Raw genomic sequence first — 17,601 nt, 5'->3', positions numbered from 1 at the left:
TCTCCTGTCTGTTTGCACGAAGCGTAACCCAGCCTGTCAGAGGATGCAAAAAATTGTGGGGTGCGGGAGCGAAACCGGCTAGACCGGGTTCACCATGGCGATGCTGCCCATCAAGCCGACACCGTTCTTTGCCAACAAGAACCGGGCCTTCTGGAACCTGCAGACGCTGGGCTGGGCGGGAGCCTTGGCGCTGCGCGGCATATCGGGGCTCGCCAATGGCCAGCCGATCTCGTTTCTGGTACCGATCATCATCGCGACGATCACCGGCTATTCGGTCTCGCTGGTGATGAGCGTGATCTATCAGACGCTGATCGACCGCAAGCCGCTAGTCACCTGGGGCGTCACCCTCATCGTGCTGCTGACCGGCTCTGCGCTCTGGGCGTTTGTCGATGCCTGGGTAGCCACGCTCTATCGCCCCGGCACCGACAGCAATTTCACCGCGATCCTGCTCGGCGCCTTCTATCTCGACCTCACCCTGCTCGGCGCGTGGTCGGCGCTCTATTACGCGATCAACTTCTTCCTGCGCATCGAAGAGCAGCAGGACCAGATGCTGCGGCTGGAGAACCAGGCAACCAGCGCGCAGCTCGCAATGCTGCGCTATCAGCTCAACCCGCATTTCCTGTTCAACACGCTGAACAGCATCTCGACGCTGGTGCTGCTCAAGCAGACCGAACCGGCGAACGCGATGCTTTCGCGCCTCTCGTCGTTCCTGCGCTACACGCTCGCCAACGAGCCGACGGCGCGCGTGACGCTCGAGCAGGAAGTCGAGACGCTGAAGCTTTATCTCGACATCGAGAAGATGCGCTTCGAGGAGCGGTTGCGCGCGCATTTCGACATCGAGGCGAACGCGGCCAAGGCGCTTCTGCCATCGCTGCTCTTGCAACCGCTGGTCGAGAACGCCATTAAATATGCCGTGACGCCCAAGGAGGACGGCGCCGATATCACCATCTCGGCGCAACTCATCGGACCTCTGCTGCGTATCACCGTGACCGACACAGGGCCCGGATTGAAGAAGCAAGGCGAGAAGGCCAATGCGTCAACCGGGGTCGGGCTGGCGAATATCAGGGACAGACTGTCCCAGGCATATGAAGACAATCACCGGTTTGAGACACGATCATCACCCGGGGGCGGCTATAGCGTGATTATCGAAATTCCGTTTGAAACACGCGAACAAAGGCAATTACAGGCATGACCATCCGCACCATCCTGATCGATGACGAGAAACTCGCGATCCAGGGCATGCAGCTCCGGCTGGAAAAGTTCGAAGACATTGAGATTATCGATACCTGCCTCAACGGACGCGAGGCCATCCGCAAGATCAAGACGCTCAAGCCCGATCTGATCTTTCTCGACATCCAGATGCCGGGGTTCGACGGTTTTTCGGTCGTGCAGGGGATCATGGATATCGAACCGCCGCTAGTGGTGTTCTGCACCGCCTATAGCGAACACGCGATCAAGGCGTTCGAAGCGCAGGCCGTCGATTATCTGCTCAAGCCCGTCGAGGACGTGCGCCTGGCCGATGCGATCGATCGCATCCGCGAGCGCATCCGCGACAAGAAGGGCCGCGAGGAAGCGGTCAAGCTGATGAACGTCCTCAACGAGGTCGCTCCCGATGCGGTCGAAAATCTCGATCTGGGCGAAGAGGACGAGGCGGCTGCTTCGAACCGCTACGAAAAGCTCATCAACATCAAGGATCGCGGCCAGATTTTCCGCGTGGATGTCGACACGATCGAGCGCATCGACGCCGCGGGCGATTACATGTGCATCTATACCGGGGACAATTCGCTGATCCTGCGCGAGACGATGAAGGATCTGGAAAAGCGGCTCGACCCGCGCAACTTCCAGCGCGTGCACCGCTCGACCATCGTCAACCTGGGGCTGGTCCGTCAGGTCAAGCCGCACACCAATGGCGAGTGCTTCCTGGTGCTCGAATCGGGCGCGCAGGTGAAGGTCTCGCGCAGCTATCGCGACGTGGTGGCAAGATTCGTCCACTGATCGGGTAGCCGTATTGATCGCTTGTGGTCGTCACCCCCGCGAACGCGGGGGTCCCGCTTTTTTCGCGGCCCGTCGCTGATAAGCGGGATTCCCGCGTTCGCGGGAATGACGGCGACGGCGCTAACGCCGCGCGGCGAAGAACGCCTTGAGCATCGCGGCGGCCTCTTCCTCTCCCACACCAGCATAGACCTCCGGCTTGTGGAGCACCGTGAGCTGATGAAACAGGCGCGGGCCATGTTCCACCGCCCCGCCCTTGGGGTCGCTGGCCGCATAATGCAGCCTCGCGATCCGGGCGTGCGCGATCGCGCCCGCACACATCGCGCACGGTTCCAGCGTCACCCATAAATCGCATCCCGTCAGCCGATCGCTGCCCAGTGCCGCGCAAGCCTGGCGGATTGCCATGATCTCGGCATGCGCGGTGGGATCGTGCAGGGCACGCGGCTGGTTATGACCTCGCCCGATGACCTCGCCCTTGCGGACGACGATCGCGCCCACCGGCACCTCGCCCAGCTCTGCTGCCTTGCGCGCAAGATCGAGCGCGAGAGCGGCATATTGGCGGGCGGTTTTGAGCGTCATGCCCTCCGCCTTGCCGCAATGCGCCTTGCGCTGCCAGCAGATTCACGGCAGATACGGGTTATCGGCGCGCAGGCGGTTGACTTGAAGGTCATCTGACGCTAACCGCCCCGTTCTTCTAGCAAACCTATTGCATCAGGATTCTTTATCATGTCGCGCATCTGCGAACTGACCGGCAAGGGCCGGATGGTGGGCCACAATGTGTCTCACGCCAACAACAAGACCAAGCGCGTGTTTCTGCCCAACCTGCAGAACGTCACGCTGATGAGCGAAAAGCTCGAGCGCAGCTTCAAGCTCCGCGTGTCGACCTCGGGCCTGCGCTCGGTCGAGCATGTCGGCGGCCTGGACAACTGGCTGCTCAAGACCAGCGAAGACAAGCTGTCGGCGCGCGCTGCCAAGATCAAGCGCGAACTGCACAAGGCTGCGGCCTGATGGCCTGCCAGCGCACCGTGCTTCATGCCGGTGCGCTGGGCCTTGCAGTATTGGCCGTCCCCGCACAGGCGGGCACGCGCACCACTGCCGAGGTACTCTACTCCGAAAATCCGCAGGAACGCGCCTTTCAGGAGAGCGCGGGCTATAGCGATGCCGTGATCCTGCGCGACGGTACCGTCTATCTGTCGGGCGTGGTGGTTGGCCCAACGGCAGACAAGGCTGCGTTCGAGCGCAGCTACCGCCGCATCAGCGACATCCTGCTGCGCGCAGGCGCGACCTGGGAAGATGTGGTCGAAATCACCAGCTATCACACGGATATAGAGCCGCAAGTTGCGGTCATGTCTGAAGTGCAGAAGCAGTTCATCACCCCGCCTTTTGCCGCCTGGACCGCCGTGCAGGTCACGCGCCTCTATTCGCCCGGCGGTGTTACCGAAATCAAGATCGTGGCGAAGAAGGCGGTTCGCTGAGTTCGAACTTGAGCAGCAGGCTGCGCTGCAGCAGCAGGTAATTGTCGTCCGCAATCACCCACAGGATCGTACGCTGGCCGTCGCGATCGACGGCGATCCCTTCCATATTGTCGACCGGCAGAGGCGGTCTCAGCGTCGCGATGACGCGCGGGCGCACCAGCGCCTTGGGCTTTATCTCGTCCGTCTCGATCAGCGCTATCTTGGCGCTCACCCCTTCGGCCAGATTGAACCTTCGGTGCAGCGCGACCAGTCGGCCGCTTGGCAGCTGTGCGATATCGGTGATGCGATAGCCCTGTGGTGGCTGATAGGCGAACGACGCAGCCTTGGCACCCGGTTCGGCAGGATCGCTTCGGAAGATGAGCCCCACCGTCACGCCAGGACGAATCGAACGCGATTCGGAAAACACGAGAAACCGGCCGTCGCGCAGCCGCACCATCGCCTCTGCCCCGCCGTTGTTCGGCCATTCCTGCATGGACCGCGGCTTGCCGGTCGCCTCGGCGCGCGCGAAGCCGGGGGCATAGCGCCGGATGCGGTGGCGCTGCTCGAACCCCACCCAGAACCGGCCCGAGACGGGATCGAAGGTCAGGCTTTCCGAATCCTGATCCTTCTTGGTGCTGCGCTCGCCCTTGCGCACCGGCAGCGGTGCAATGAAGCTGTCCTGCGCCCTGCCCTTGGGCGTGATCGTGAAGCCCGCAAGGATGGCGGCATCGCTCAGCGCGATCAGGCGGCCATTCCCCATGGCATGCAAAGCGGAAAAGCCGCCGAATTCGCTGTTGTCGCTTTGCAGTTCCCAGCCTCCGACCAGCGTCAACAGTCCGTCGCCGATCCGACGCGGCAGGCGCGGCAGGTCGCGCGGCGTCCGCACCGTAATCTGCTGGCTATCATTGCCGGGGATCGGCGAATCGGCAACGAACGCACCAGTACCAAGGAAGAACAGCAGCGAGGTGAGCGCGAGAGCGCGCCGCAGCGCGACGCGCCCGCGCGGTTCGGCTTTGATCGGCTCCACCGCCCGGCCCTCCCCGTCACTCGGCAGCGAGCGGCCCTTCGTTGAACTGCAGCGCCGAAAGCCGCGCATACAGGCCATTGCGCGCCGAAAGCTGGTCGTGCGTGCCTTCCTCGACGATACCGCCATCGCTCATCACGACGATGCGATCGGCTGAGCGGATGGTCGCGAGCCGGTGCGCGATGACCAGCGTCGTGCGGCCCTGCATCAGGTGCTCGAGCGCATTCTGCACCAGCTTCTCGCTCTCGGCATCGAGCGCCGAGGTCGCCTCGTCGAGCAGCAGGATCGGCGCGTTGCGCAAGAGCGCACGGGCGATCGAGATGCGCTGGCGCTGACCGCCTGAAAGCCGTGCCCCGCCCTCGCCCAGATAGCTGTCGAGCCCCTCGGGCAGCTTGCGCAGGAATTCCTCGGCATTGGCCGCGCGCGCCGCCTCCCAGATCTGCTCATCGCTGGCCGCCCAATTGCCGTAGCGCAGATTGTCGCGTGCGCTGGCGGCGAACAGCACGCTGTCCTGCGGCACGAAGGCCATGCGCTGGCGGATTTCCCTGGGGTCGGCGGAGGACAGCGCCACGCCATCGATCCGTACCGATCCGGCCTGCGGATCGTAGAACCGCTGGGCGAGCTGGAACAGGGTCGACTTGCCTGCACCCGAGGGCCCGACGATCGCAACGGTTTCGCCCGGCGAGACCTGGAGCGAGAAGTCCTTGAGCGCCAGCGTTTCGGGGCGGGTCGGATAGGCAAAGCTCACATTCTGGAAGCTCAGCTGGCCGCGCGGGGGCACTGGCAGCACGATCGGATTGGCCGGGGCCTTGATCTCGGGCTGCTCGTTGAGCAGCTCGTTCAATCGTCCGGCCGCGCCGCCCGCGCGCAAAAGGTCGCCATAGACCTCGGTCAGCGCGCCGAAGGCTCCCGCGACCAGGCCACCGGTCAGCACGAACGCGGCAATATCGCCGCCCGAGAGCCGCCCTTCGATCACGTCGATCGCACCCTGCCACATGATCGCGGTGATCGCGCCGAAGATCAGCGTGATGACGACCGCCGTCAGGCTGGCGCGCAGCGTGATGCGGCGGCGCGCGGTGGCAAAGGTCGTCTCGACCGCCTCACCGAACCGAGCAGCCTCGCGCTCTTCCTGCCCGAATGCCTGAACGATCTTCATCGCGCCGAGCACTTCGGTGGTGGTCGCGCCGACATTGGCGACGCGGTCCTGGCTCGAGCGTGCGACCTTTTCGAGCCGACGGCCGATGAACACGATCGGCAGCACGACCAGCGGGATGCCGAGCAGCAGCATGCCGGTCAGCTTGGGCGCAAGCGAGAACAGATAGACGATGCCGCCAATGCCCACGACCAGATTGCGCAGCGCGACCGAGACCGTGGTGCCGACGACCTGCTCGACGATCGCGGTGTCCGAGGTCATGCGCGAGGCGATTTCCGACGGACGGTTGGTTTCGAAGAACGATGGGGCAAGGCCCAGCATGTTGCGCTGCACCGCGAGCCGGATATCGGCGACGACGCGCTCGCCCAGCCACGAGACGAAATAGAAGCGCAAAGCGGTCGAGACGCCCAGGATCACCGTGATCATGAACAGATAGCGGAACCAGCGGCCAATATCCTCGGTGCTGCCGCCATCGCCGCCAAAGCCGCGATCAATGACGAGCTTGAAGCCTGCAGGAATGGCGAGCGTCGCCCCGGCGGCCACGGTCAGCGCCAGCAGCGCAAAGGCGATCTGGCGCGGATAGGCCGCTGCAAACTTGGCAAGCATCGCCAGATTGCCCAGCTGGCGGGGATTGCCGCGCTTGCCCTTGCCACCCTCGGCAAGGTCTGTGACCGGTTCGTCGAGGCCCGCAGGGTCGTTTGCAGCCGCCGCAGCTACCGCTGGATTGTGTGTTTCCGCCATGGCTGTGCGACTAGCAGGCCATCCGGCTGCACTCAACGTTTTTGGGTTGCCCGCCACCGTCAACGTCACCGTTTCGGGACGTCAGATTTACATCTCCCTAAACGCCTGTAACCGATTGATTAACCCGTGCGTGCGAAGCTTTTTACCGGCAACCACGCACGCCGCACCTGCGTTAATCGCTTGTATTTTCGGTGGTGCAGCGCAACATTGGCAGGTGAGAGGCCGCCGGACAGAGCCGCACCAAGCGGACACGGCGGTTTGCAGGGGAATTTGATGCTTTACCACGCCTATGAACTTCAACGCTCGTTTCTTTCGAGCGCCAGCGCCATCGCGACGATCGGCGCGAACATGCTGAACAGCCCGCTCAATCCCATGACATTCTTCGGAGGCGAGCCGATCATGGCTTCGGCGCTCGAGGTGTTTGCGCACGCCTCCGCGCCCTATGGCAAGCCGGCCTTCGGCATCACCACGGTCGATATCGACGGCGCGCCAAGCGCGGTGAACGAGGAAATCGTGCTCAAGCGGCCGTTCGGTGACCTGATCCGCTTCCGTCATGAGAAGCTGGCCAAGGATGCGCCGCGGCTGCTGATCGTCGCGCCGATGTCGGGTCATTATGCCACGCTGCTGCGCGGCACGGTCGCGCGGATGATCCCCAAACACGAAGTCTACATTACCGACTGGGCCGATGCGCGCGACGTGCCGCTGAAGGAGGGCCGGTTCGATCTCGACGACTATATCGACTATCTGGTCGGTTTTCTCGAGCATGTCGGCCCCGGCGCGCACATGCTCGCGGTATGCCAGCCTTCGGTGCCGTGCTTTGCCGCCGCTGCGCTGATGTCGGCGGACCAGCATCCCTGCCGTCCGAAAACGCTGACGATGATGGGCGGGCCGATCGACACGCGCGAGGCACCCACGGCGGTCAACACCATGGCCACGCAGCGTCCGCTCGCCTGGTTCGAGCATAACGTGATCGCCAAGGTGCCCTTCCAGTACAAGGGTGCAGGCCGCAAGGTCTATCCGGGCTTCATGCAGCTCACCGGCTTCATGACGATGAACCTGGGCAATCACATGATGAGCCATTGGGAAATGTTCAAGCATCTGGTCAATGGCGACGGCGAAAGCGCCGATGCGACCAAGGATTTCTACGACGAATATCGTTCGGTCTGCGACATGACCGCCGAATTCTATCTGCAGACGGTCGAGAACGTGTTCCAGACGCACAGCCTGCCCAAGGGCGAATTCCTGCACCGGGGCAAGCGGATCGATCCGTGCGCGATCACCGACATCGCCTTGCTGGCGATCGAGGGCGAACGCGACGACATCAGCGGCCTCGGCCAGACCCGCGCGGCGCTGACGCTGACGCCGAAACTGCCCAAGGCGAAGAAGAAATATCTGATGGCCGAAAGCGTCGGCCATTACGGCATATTCAACGGCAGCAAGTGGCGCGAACGGATCGCCCCGGTCGTCGAGGACTGGATTGCAAACCACGATTGATCGCATGATCGGACCGGGAGCGGCGTTTCAGGCTTGCCGCCCCGGCCCCCGGCCCTTATCGCCGCGACCATGATCAAGTTGAAGACCGTGCGCGTCGAGCGCTTTGCCGTTGACGGCAGTTTCATCATCAGCCGCGGCGCCAAGACCGATGTCGACGTCGTCTATTGCGAAGTCACCGATGGCACGCATGTCGGCTGCGGCGAGGGCACGCCCATCTATTACGAGGGCGAGACCGCGGACCTGTGCGCCGAAGCGATCGACATGCGCGCCAAGCAGAATCGGCCGCTGACACGCGAGGACCTGCTCAAGACGATGATGGAAGGCGCAGCGCGCAACGCGCTCGATGCCGCGCTCTGGGATCTCGAGGTTCAGGCGACCGGCAAGCCGCTCTGGCAGCTGGCGGGCCTTCCGCAGCCCAAGCCGCTGGTTACCGCGTATACCATCTCGCTCAACGAGCCCGAAGTGATGAAGGCCGATGCCCGGAAGGCCGCCGCCAAGGGCTATCCGCTGCTCAAGCTGAAGCTGAATGGCGAGGATGACCTGCTGCGCGTCGCTGCGGTACGCGTCGGTGCCCCCGATGCGCGGCTGATCGTCGATGCCAACGAGGCTTGGGAAGAGGTCGATCTGGAAGAGATGACGGGTGCGCTGAAGAAGCTCGGCGTCGAGCTGATCGAGCAGCCGGTCGAGGCCGGTTTCGAGGAGGATCTCGAAGGCGTCGAGAGCGCCCTGCCCTTCTGCGCCGACGAAAGCTGCCATGTGGCCGAAGATATCGACCGGGTGGCGTCGACCTTTCAGGCGGTGAATATCAAGCTCGACAAGGCTGGCGGACTGACAGAAGCGTTGCGTCTGAGCGAGGCCGCCAAGGCGCGCGGGCTGAAGACGATGGTCGGCTGCATGCTCTCGACGAGCTTGGGCATCCGCCCCGCCTTCCATCTGGCGCAGACCGCCGATTGGGTTGATCTCGACGGTCCGGCATTGCTCAAGAAGGACCGCGCAGGCGGCTTCAAGTTCGAAAATGGCATCATCAGCCTGGGCTGACACGAAAATCCGCCGTCTGTCCGGACGCGATGGGCAGACGGCGGAAACTTTCAGGTCAAAGCGCAGTTTCGACGTGCTTGCCCTCGAGGTCCTTGGCCGACATCGTGCCGCCGAACGCCATTTTCAGCTTGCCCATCAGCGACATGTCCGCCTGCCAGATTTCGATATGGCTGGGGTCGAAGCGGAACATCACCAGATCGGGATCATTCTTGCCCTGATCGTACCAGGCCTCGACCGTGTTCGACCAGAATTTGTCGATGACGGCGGGATCGTTGTCGATCGTCAGCATACCCGCAATGCAGGCGAACAGCTTGTGCCCTTCGCCGACATATTGCGCCATCGCATCATTGGTCGAGCTGAGACCTTCGGCGAGGCGGCTCGAGCGCGAGCCGTAGAACCAGATCGGACCGTGGCGGCCATCAAACTGTGCGGTCATCGGCATGCTGTGCGCAACCTGCGCAGGCAGGCCGAGCATCAGGAACGGACTGCTTTCAAGCGCGCTCCAGAAGGCGTCGAGCGCCTCTGACGTATCTTCGGTGGAAGCATGGGGGGTGTCGGGGGTCATATCGTGCTCCTGTCTTGGTAACAGGGGATACGACGGACCGCGAAGCGCGTTCCCGAGCTCGCCTTTGCTGCACACAAAGAAGAACCCGCCCTGGCATCGCTACCAGGGCGGGTTCCGGATGCCTTATCGGCGTCTGCGCGATCAGAAGACCTCGTACAGGCCCGCCGCGCCCATGCCGCCGCCGACGCACATGGTGACGACGACGTATTTCGCGCCGCGGCGCTTGCCTTCGATCAGCGCGTGGCCGGTGCAGCGCGCGCCGGTCATGCCATAGGGGTGACCGATCGAGATCGAGCCGCCGTTGACGTTGAGCAGCTCGTCAGGAATGCCAAGCACGTCCTGGCAGTACAGCACCTGCACCGCGAACGCCTCGTTGAGTTCCCACAGACCGATATCGTCCATCTTCAGGCCGAAGCGCTTCAGCAGCTGCGGCACCGCGAAGACCGGGCCGATGCCCATCTCGTCGGGCTCGGTGCCGGCAACGGCCATGCCGACATAACGGCCCAGCGGCTGCAGACCCTTCTGCTCGGCGAGCTTGGCTTCCATCAGCACCGACGACGATGCGCCGTCGGACAGCTGGCTGGCATTGCCCGCAGTGATGTTCATGCCCGGACCCATGACGGGCTGCAGGCCCTTCAGGCCTTCCAGCGTGGTGTCGGCGCGGTTGCCCTCGTCCTTGGTCACCTCGACATCGGTCATCGTGACCTCGCCGGTTTCCTTGTTCTTGAACGCCATCTTCGCCTTTACCGGCACGATCTCGTCGTCGAACTTGCCAGCAGCCTGGGCGGCGGCAGTGCGCATCTGCGAGCGATAGGCATATTCGTCCTGACGATCGCGGCTGATATTGTAGCGCTTGGCCACCGTTTCGGCGGTCTGCAGCATCGGCATGTAGATGTCCTTGTGCATCGCCAGCAGCTCCGGATCAGGGCCGACGCGCATTTCGGGGGTCTGCACCATCGAGATCGATTCGACGCCGCCTGCGACGACAACGTCCATGCGATCGACGATGATCTGCTTTGCCGCGGTCGCGATCGACATCACGCCCGACGAGCACTGGCGATCGATCGACATGCCGGCGACGGTGACCGGCAGACCGGCACGCAGCGCGGCGGTGCGACCGATGGTGTGCTGCACGCCCTGCTGGAGCGCAGCGCCCATCACGACGTCATCGACTTCGGCGCCCTCGATGCCGGCACGCTCGACGGCGGCGCGGATCGAATGCGCCGCGAGCGTCGGCGACGGGGTGGCGTTGAAGCCGCCGCGATAGGCCTTGCCGATCGGCGTACGTGCGGTGGAAACGATAACTGCATCACGCATGGAAATTCTCCTTCAAAGGCTCGCCGCTGTTCGATGGCGAGCGGAAACGGGTCACACGAAAAACTGGCTGATCCACTCGGCCATCACGGCGGGTTTCTCTTCGCCCTCGATCTCGACCGTGAACTCGAGCGTCTGCTGCCACTGGCCAGGGCGCTTCTCCTCGAGCTCGAGCAGCTTGAAATGGCCGCGAACGCGCTTGCCCGAGCGGACGGGCGCAAGGAAGCGAACCTTGTTGCCGCCATAGTTGACGCCCATCTTCACGCCCTCGACGCGCGGGCAGTCCGACTTGGCCATCAGCACCGGGAAGAGCGAGAGCGTGAGAAAGCCGTGCGCGATGGTGCCGCCAAACGGCGTCATCTTGGCCATTTCCTCGTTCACATGGATGAACTGGTGATCGCCCGTCGCATCGGCGAACTTGTTGATCATCTCCTGATCGACCAGCAGCCATTCCGACGTGCCCAGATTCTGGCCCACCATGTCCTTCATTTCCTGCGGGGAAATTGCGCTCATTTCTGTCCCTCCTGTCGATAGTGCAGCAGCCGCCGCGGCGTGCCGCTGTCGTTTGGAATGCGCGTCTTTTGGCGCTTTTCCGCCAGTCATACAAGGCAAGACTGCGCGCCGCTACGGCATGCGGGCGAAGCAAAGCAGTTTACGGAAACGGAAAGCGCAAACCGGCAGAACGACTCGGGTGATCCTCAGCTGTGTTCCTGCACTGTCACCGGAAATCCGCCCACCGGATAGGGCATGATCATCGCACCATCGGGCCCAGCGGTGAAGGTGGTCTGGGTCGGATAGGCAAATTCCAGCTTCTCGGCGTTGAAGCGCTCCAGAATAGCCAGACCGATCCGATGCCGCCCTTCGAACACGACCTCAAAATCGGCGCTCATGATATCAAAATCGAGCTCGAAATCGATCGAACTGGCTCCAAAGCGAACAAAGCCGCATCGGATGAAGACTGCCCCTGCCTCTTCGACAATCTGCTTGAGCATGCCCGGCACCAGTCGTGCCCTGTCCGGCGCGGTCTGATAGATCAAACCGATCGTGTAGCGCGTGCGCCGACGGTTGAGCCGGGTATAGTTGATGATCTGCTTGCCGAGCAGATTGGTGTTCGAAATGATGATCTCCTCGCCCGTAATCGAGCGGAGCCGGGCGCTCTTGAGGCCGATCTTCTCGACCGTCGCGGTGGTCGTATCAAAACCGATCGTCTCCCCGCGCTTGAACGGCTTGTCGAAGATGATCGACAGCGCCGCGAACAGGTCCGAGAATATGCCCTGCGCCGCCAGACCGATGGCGATACCGCCGATCCCCAGACCCGCAATCAGGCCGGTGACGTTCACGCCCAGATTGTCGAGCACCATGATCGCGGCGATGGCGAACAGCACCACCGTCACCAGCAGCCGGATCAGCGACATCGCGTTGGCCAGCGTCTCGCTGCCCGCATCGTCGCTGCCCGAAGCACGGCGCTCGATCATGCCCAGAATGATCTCGCGCGCCCAGATGGCGACCTGGAACACGGCGGCGACGGTGAACAGGAAGGTCACGACGCGGAAAATGCCATCGGGGGCTTCGGAGAAGCCGACGACGAGCCGCGCCGAGACCATGATCAGGAAATACTGCTTGGTCTTGGACAGGGTGCGCCCGATGATCGCGGCGAGCGACAGCCGGTCGGGCTGGCGTTCCGCGTATTTTCGGGCGTGCCGCTGGACATAGGCGAGCGCCAGATAGATCGCCGTACCGACGCCCACCGCAATCGCGATTTCTACCGCATGCGCACTGATCCAGGCCCATAGGCCCGTCAGCTTCTGCTCGACATCTTCAGCGGTGATCGGTTCAGGCAGAACCGGGGATGCGTCGGCGGTCTTTTTGGTCGTCATGCCGCCGAGTTAGGGTTGCACTGTCCATTAGGCAAGTTTGGGCGCAGCTTTGCCATCGATCAGCGGACGGAAGGCGGCCTCCTTGCGACGACGCGCCAGATAGGTGTCGAGCCCGATCTGCATTGCGATCAGCATATAGACGAACGGCTGGAACGCGATGCCGACAAAGGCCGACCCGACCATGAAGATGATCTGCCCGTTCTGCAGCGCCAGCGCGAGCGGGACGACCCAGCGTTCGTCCTCGCGATCGCGCTTGCGGTGGATCCGCTGGATGATCTCCATCCGCACGATTCCGCCGAAATGGATGACCAGCCACAGGAAGAGCCCGAAAAAGCCCTGCTCGCCCAGCATCTCGAAATAGCTCGAATGATAGGCGCGGCCCTTGTCGACGATCTCGTTCTTCTCGATCAGGGTGTTGGGGCCATCGCCCTTGGCCGCGACCGTATCGAACTTGACCCGGTTCTGGAGATAGGCCTCGAAGCCGCCGCCTCCCGGGTTCTGCTGCACATATTTCCAGGTCCAGGCCCAGACAGCAACCCGGGTGGAGGCCGACTGATCCGCCTTGTATTCGCCGATCGTCGCCATGCGGTTGGTATAGCTTTGCGGCAGGAACGGCACCGCTGCCACCGCCAGCGCAGCCGCCACGCCGGCATAGAGGAAGCGATAGCGCACGAAGCGCAGCATCAGCACACCGAGAACCCCGATGCACACCAGCCCGGTTCGCGCCTGGGTTCCGATCGGGATCAGCAGACAGGCGAAGATCAGCGCATAGGCAAAGGTCTTCACCCGCCAGTCGGGCGGAAACACCGTGCCGTAATTGGCCAGCCACAGGATCAGCGGGATGATGCAGATGGCGACGGTCGAGATGATCGAGCCTTCGTAAAGCCCGCTATTGTCCGAAATCAGCAGCTGCATGACGCCATAGCCGCCACCGCCCGAGGCCAGCGTCTTGATGCCGCCGGTGATGATGATCGAACTGGCGCACAGCACCATCATCAGCCCCAGCGCCTCGATGCGCAGCTTGGTGCGCAAGGTCAGTGGCAGGAACATCGCGAAAACCAGCGCCTTCCACACCCATTCCCATTTGCCTTGCGCGTCGATCGGAAAGTCCGCCGTCCGCGTGGTATAGGCGCACCACAGGAACAGCAGCAGCATCACGCCCTGGCGGAACGAGACGCGCATGTCCTTCTTGTCGTCGGCGATCAGCCAGCCCAAAAAGGCAAGGCCGAAGACGATCAGCGAGATGGGCACCGCATTGAGCATCCAGTAGGACAGGCGCTGCGGCGCGACGATATCGATATAGGCGTAGGCCAGCACGAAAAGGAACGGCCGCTTGAAGCCCAGCGCAAGAAATGCGGCCAGGAACGCGACAAAGGCAAGGTCACGCATCGCTGCGCTCCTGCTGGCGAGGCCGTGGTTTCGGCTGGAAGAAGCCGGAGCCCAGCTTGTCCTTTTCGGGCGGATCTTCCTTGTCCAGATCGGCGCGCCAGACGAGCCGCCATGCCGCAACGGCAATCAGCAGGTGCGAGATCGCAATGGCAAAATTGTCGACCATGAACCTGCGGCCCTGCCCCAAATGGTGATGCACCGACTATGCAACAGCCGGCTTGCGGTTTACAGCCATAAGAGCAATGGGTTGACGCGGCGTTAATCCTTTTGCGCCATAGGCTTGCGCGCCATGACCCGGATCCTGCACGTTCTCGATCACAGCCTGCCGCTGCACAGCGGCTACAGCTTCCGCACGCGTGCGATCCTGACGGCGCAGCGGCGCGCCGGGCTTGAGGTGCGCGGCGTGACCAGCGTCCGGCATCAGGCGTCGCTTCCCGCCGGTTCGCATGTCGAAGCGGTCGAGCAGCATGACGGCCTGACCTTTCACCGCACCATGGAAGCCGTATCGGGTCCGCCGGGGCTGCGCGAATGGCGCGACATTGCCGCGCTTGCCCGTGCGACAGAGGCGACGGCGGCGATCTGGAAACCCGACATCCTGCACGCGCATTCGCCCGCGCTCGATGGACTTGCCGCGATCCGCGCCGGGCGCAGGCTGGGCCTGCCGGTGCTCTACGAGATCCGCGCCTTCTGGGAAGACGCCGCGGTCGGCAACGGCACGGGCAGCGAGACCTCCGCCAAATACTGGCTCACCCGGCAGATGGAGAACCGCGTCGTCGCCCAGGCAGACGCGGTCGCCGTCATCTGCGCGGGGCTTCGCGACGATCTCATCGCGCGCGGCTTCCCGGCGGACAAGATCATGGTCTCGCCCAATGGCGTCGATCTGGAGCTGTTCGGCACGCCCGTGCCCGCCGACCCGGCCCGCGCCGAGGCGCTGGGGCTGACCGGCAAGACCGTGCTCGGCTTTATCGGCAGCTTCTACCCCTATGAGGGGCTCGACGACCTGATCGCCGCCATGCCTCTGCTCATCGCGCACAATCCCGACATCCGTCTGCTGCTGGTTGGCGGCGGCCCTGCCGAAGCGGATTTGCGCGCGCAGGCCGAGGCCTCCCCTGCGGCGCACGCCATCCGTTTTGTCGGCCGCGTGCCGCATTCGGAGGTGGAGCATTATTACAGCCTGACCGACATTCTGGTCTATCCGCGCAAGGCGATGCGGCTGACCGAGACCGTCACCCCCCTGAAGCCGCTCGAAGCGATGGCGCAAGGGCGCCTGGTTGCCGCCTCGAATGTCGGCGGCCACCGCGAACTCATCGCCGATGGCGTCACCGGCACGCTGTTCGCGCCCGATGACCCCCAGGCGATGGCCGATGCGCTGGCCGGGCTGATCGCGGGGCGCGAGGGCTGGGACGAGCGACGCGCCACTGCCCGGCGCTTCGTTGCCAAGGAGCGCAACTGGGCGCGAAATGTGGAACGTTATCAACCCGTTTACCAACGCATGCTAGAACGGACCATGGGCAGGCGCATTTCCAGCGCGGCCTGATGACGATGGCACCAGGGTCTTAGCAGCATGGCGACACCGCAAGCGGACGAACAGGAGAGCACCGGCGCCGCCGGAGCCAGCGTCCTCGCGCGCCATCCTTCGGCGATCGCGCTGGGTGGAGGGGTCGCTGCAGCGTTCGGCAGCAGCTTCATCCCGATGAATGCCATCGAAGGCTTTGTCACTGCCTATGGCATCGCCGAATTGCTGCCCGCGGCCGCCCCGCCGCTGGGCGATACCGCCAGGCTGGCGCTGAGCGCGGGCATTGGCACACTGACCGCAGGAGCGCTGCTGGCGCTGCTGCCGCGTGCGGAGAGCGACGAAATGGGTTTTGAAACTTCCATCCGGAAAGCCGACAACACCGGCACCGACGCGAGCCAGACTGGCGCGCCAGTGGCCAAGAGCGGCAAGCTGGCCAGTTGGCTGCGCACGCTGCGCTTCGGCAAGAGCGAACCCGCTCCCGGCACGATCACCGACTTTTCCGACCTCGCCGCGCCGCGCATCCGCAATGGCGACCAGCATCCTGATGCCCCGGTCCGTGCGCCGATCCGCGCCAGCGAAGACCTGGGTGCACCGCTGACCGAGAGCGAGCCGGTCGCGGCAGCGCCGCTCGAACTGGGTGAAAGCATGGCGGTCATCGCACCCGTGAACGCTCCCGAGCCGATTGCGCCGGCCCCTGCCCCGTCGCTGCGCTTTGCGCCCCCGCCCTTTGCAGCGCCGCTCGTCGAGCCTGATATCGAAGAGGACGCCAAAGCGCGCGTCGCCGAGCCGGACGCGCCCGAACCCGAACCTACTGTCGAACTGGCGCAAGCATCGGAAGAACCGGCTGCCGACGCGCGGTTCGAGCACGTCGCCGAACCCGAACAAGCCGAAGCGGCATGGTCCGTCGCCGCTGCAGCGCATCCCGTGCTGGATGCCATGCCGGTCGACGCTCTGCCCGAAACCGGGCTGGCGGACGAGCTCGACCATCTCAGCGTGGCCGAATTGCTGGCGCGGCTCGAATCCGGTCTGGCGCGGCGGCGGCACCAGGCGCAAACCGATCGGACCTCAATGGCGGCTGCCGAGACTGGGGCGCAGATTTTCGCGCTTGGGAAGCCGTCGGTCGACGAAACCGGCGAAGGCGAGGCCGTCCGTCCGTTTCGCCTCCGCCTTGGCGATGTTCCGCACTTCGAAGAACAGGCCGTCGCTGCGGACGAACCCACCGAAGTCCCGGCGGTCGAGGACAGCGCTGAAGCGGAGACGGCCAGTTTCCGGGCGCAGCCGCTCTGGGACGAGGAGGTGGAATATCTGCCGCCTTCGGTTTCGACGAGCGCCGCGGAGCCGATGGTCGATGAAGCTGCGACCCACGCGCCCGGATCTGTCGAAGCCGCTCCTGCGGCACGGGCTGCCACCGAGGACGACATGGACGCAGCGCTGCGCGATGCGCTCGCGACGCTGCGTCAGCTTTCGGATCGCCAGCGCGGCAGCTGATCGCCGCATAGCTGGCACGAAAAGGGGCCAGGCAAAGAAAAAGGGCGGCGTATCGCTACGCCGCCCTTTTCTGTTTCAGCACCAGGGCTGCCGGTCCATTACTGGCCCGGCGGCTTCTGGAAGGTGCCGTACTGTTCGTTACCCACGAAGCCCAGCTTGGTCACACCGCTGCGCTTGATCACGGCGAGAACCTCGTCGGTGATCTGATAGCGCGAACGGGCATCCGGCTGGAACTGCAGTTCGGGTTCCGGATCCATGTTGCGGGTCTGTGCCAGAATGCCGGCCAGCTGTCCCTGCGATACCGGGGTGCCATTCCAGGCGATGGTATCGTTGGTATCGACGGTCAGCTTGTTCTTGACCGGTTCGATCTGGACATCCGGCGGAGTCTGGCTGTCGACCGGCAGGTCGATCTTCACCGCATGGGTCTGGACCGGGATGGTGATGATGAACATGATGAGGAGCACGAGCATGACGTCGATCAACGGCGTCGTGTTCATCTCCATCATCGGCTCGCCATCGTCCTTGCCGCCACTCATTGCCATATCAAGCTACTCCA

The 17,601-nt window shown here is 63.7% G+C and carries 18 protein-coding genes; 8 read left to right on the top strand and 10 right to left on the bottom strand.

Translation table 11 applies throughout. The annotated features are described in order from the left end of the window. The first annotated feature begins 94 nt into the window (after positions 1–94). Both AX725_RS11385 and AX725_RS11380 read left to right on the top strand, forming a co-directional pair. Entirely contained in the window at positions 95–1,192 is a 1,098-nt protein-coding gene (locus AX725_RS11385; protein ID WP_060977874.1) for a sensor histidine kinase, read from the top strand. Then, positions 1,189–1,995 carry a LytR/AlgR family response regulator transcription factor gene (locus tag AX725_RS11380; RefSeq protein WP_060977875.1) on the top strand — a complete coding sequence of 269 codons (807 nt, stop codon included), beginning with the start codon at positions 1,189–1,191 and terminating at the stop codon, positions 1,993–1,995. Before AX725_RS11385 ends, AX725_RS11380 begins: the two co-directional genes overlap by 4 nt. Before the next feature lie 120 nt (positions 1,996–2,115). Here the strand turns inward: AX725_RS11380 and AX725_RS11375 are convergent, their stop codons facing one another. Then, positions 2,116–2,571, bottom strand: a complete 456-nt coding sequence (locus AX725_RS11375; RefSeq protein WP_060977876.1) for a nucleoside deaminase — start codon at positions 2,569–2,571, stop codon at positions 2,116–2,118. Positions 2,572–2,718: 147 nt separating this feature from the next. On the opposite strand from AX725_RS11375, the gene rpmB reads away from it, so the two are divergent. Next, positions 2,719–3,000, top strand: coding sequence for a 50S ribosomal protein L28 (rpmB, locus tag AX725_RS11370; protein WP_060977877.1), 282 nt, complete (start codon positions 2,719–2,721; stop codon positions 2,998–3,000). Then, positions 3,000–3,467 (top strand): Rid family hydrolase, encoded by a 468-nt coding sequence (locus AX725_RS11365; protein ID WP_060977878.1) that lies wholly within the window; start codon positions 3,000–3,002, stop codon positions 3,465–3,467. Before rpmB ends, AX725_RS11365 begins: the two co-directional genes overlap by 1 nt. Here AX725_RS11365 and AX725_RS11360 read toward each other — a convergent pair. Next, positions 3,436–4,473 (bottom strand): esterase-like activity of phytase family protein, encoded by a 1,038-nt coding sequence (locus AX725_RS11360; RefSeq protein ID WP_157759163.1) that lies wholly within the window; start codon positions 4,471–4,473, stop codon positions 3,436–3,438. The two genes, AX725_RS11365 and AX725_RS11360, sit on opposite strands and share 32 nt — an antisense overlap. Before the next feature lie 16 nt (positions 4,474–4,489). Further along, complete coding sequence (locus AX725_RS11355) at positions 4,490–6,364, bottom strand: ABC transporter transmembrane domain-containing protein (RefSeq protein WP_081097046.1); 1,875 nt, start codon at positions 6,362–6,364, stop codon at positions 4,490–4,492. Positions 6,365–6,637: 273 nt separating this feature from the next. Between AX725_RS11355 and AX725_RS11350 the strand changes: the two genes are divergently transcribed. Together AX725_RS11350 and dgcA are read left to right on the top strand one after the other, a co-directional pair. Continuing rightward, on the top strand, positions 6,638–7,858 hold the full coding sequence (locus AX725_RS11350; RefSeq protein WP_060977880.1) for a polyhydroxyalkanoate depolymerase: 1,221 nt from the start codon (positions 6,638–6,640) through the stop codon (positions 7,856–7,858). 69 nt (positions 7,859–7,927) lie between these two features. Continuing rightward, entirely contained in the window at positions 7,928–8,896 is a 969-nt protein-coding gene (gene dgcA / locus AX725_RS11345; protein ID WP_060977881.1) for an N-acetyl-D-Glu racemase DgcA, read from the top strand. Positions 8,897–8,951: 55 nt separating this feature from the next. On the opposite strand, the gene AX725_RS11340 is transcribed toward dgcA, so the two are convergent. The 6 genes from AX725_RS11340 to AX725_RS21295 all read right to left on the bottom strand — a co-directional run bounded on the left by AX725_RS11340 (position 8,952) and on the right by AX725_RS21295 (position 14,207). Further along, positions 8,952–9,461 (bottom strand): pyridoxamine 5'-phosphate oxidase family protein, encoded by a 510-nt coding sequence (locus AX725_RS11340; RefSeq protein WP_060977882.1) that lies wholly within the window; start codon positions 9,459–9,461, stop codon positions 8,952–8,954. Positions 9,462–9,602: 141 nt separating this feature from the next. Further along, entirely contained in the window at positions 9,603–10,778 is a 1,176-nt protein-coding gene (locus tag AX725_RS11335; protein WP_060977883.1) for an acetyl-CoA C-acyltransferase, read from the bottom strand. 51 nt (positions 10,779–10,829) lie between these two features. Then, on the bottom strand, positions 10,830–11,288 hold the full coding sequence (locus AX725_RS11330; protein ID WP_060977884.1) for a MaoC family dehydratase: 459 nt from the start codon (positions 11,286–11,288) through the stop codon (positions 10,830–10,832). Positions 11,289–11,473: 185 nt separating this feature from the next. Then, positions 11,474–12,652 carry a mechanosensitive ion channel family protein gene (locus AX725_RS11325; protein ID WP_060977885.1) on the bottom strand — a complete coding sequence of 393 codons (1,179 nt, stop codon included), beginning with the start codon at positions 12,650–12,652 and terminating at the stop codon, positions 11,474–11,476. Between the two features lie 27 nt (positions 12,653–12,679). After that, positions 12,680–14,041, bottom strand: coding sequence for a putative O-glycosylation ligase, exosortase A system-associated (locus AX725_RS11320; RefSeq protein ID WP_060977886.1), 1,362 nt, complete (start codon positions 14,039–14,041; stop codon positions 12,680–12,682). After that, positions 14,034–14,207 carry a hypothetical protein gene (locus tag AX725_RS21295; protein ID WP_167348194.1) on the bottom strand — a complete coding sequence of 58 codons (174 nt, stop codon included), beginning with the start codon at positions 14,205–14,207 and terminating at the stop codon, positions 14,034–14,036. Before AX725_RS21295 ends, AX725_RS11320 begins: the two co-directional genes overlap by 8 nt. Before the next feature lie 123 nt (positions 14,208–14,330). Between AX725_RS21295 and AX725_RS11315 the strand changes: the two genes are divergently transcribed. After that, positions 14,331–15,578, top strand: coding sequence for a TIGR04063 family PEP-CTERM/XrtA system glycosyltransferase (locus AX725_RS11315; RefSeq protein WP_060977887.1), 1,248 nt, complete (start codon positions 14,331–14,333; stop codon positions 15,576–15,578). A gap of 27 nt (positions 15,579–15,605) precedes the next feature. After that, positions 15,606–17,045, top strand: coding sequence for a hypothetical protein (locus AX725_RS11310; protein ID WP_066114061.1), 1,440 nt, complete (start codon positions 15,606–15,608; stop codon positions 17,043–17,045). A 98-nt stretch (positions 17,046–17,143) separates the two neighbouring features. On the opposite strand, the gene AX725_RS11305 is transcribed toward AX725_RS11310, so the two are convergent. After that, positions 17,144–17,587: an ExbD/TolR family protein gene (locus AX725_RS11305; RefSeq protein ID WP_060977889.1), complete on the bottom strand. Its 444-nt coding sequence runs from the start codon at positions 17,585–17,587 to the stop codon at positions 17,144–17,146. Between the last annotated feature and the right edge of the window lie 14 nt (positions 17,588–17,601).

The organism is Blastomonas sp. CCH9-A1 (genome assembly GCF_001557175.1).
GTDB classification, from domain to species: Bacteria; Pseudomonadota; Alphaproteobacteria; order Sphingomonadales; family Sphingomonadaceae; genus Blastomonas; species Blastomonas delafieldii_A.
This window is presented reverse-complemented; position numbering and strand designations above follow the sequence as displayed.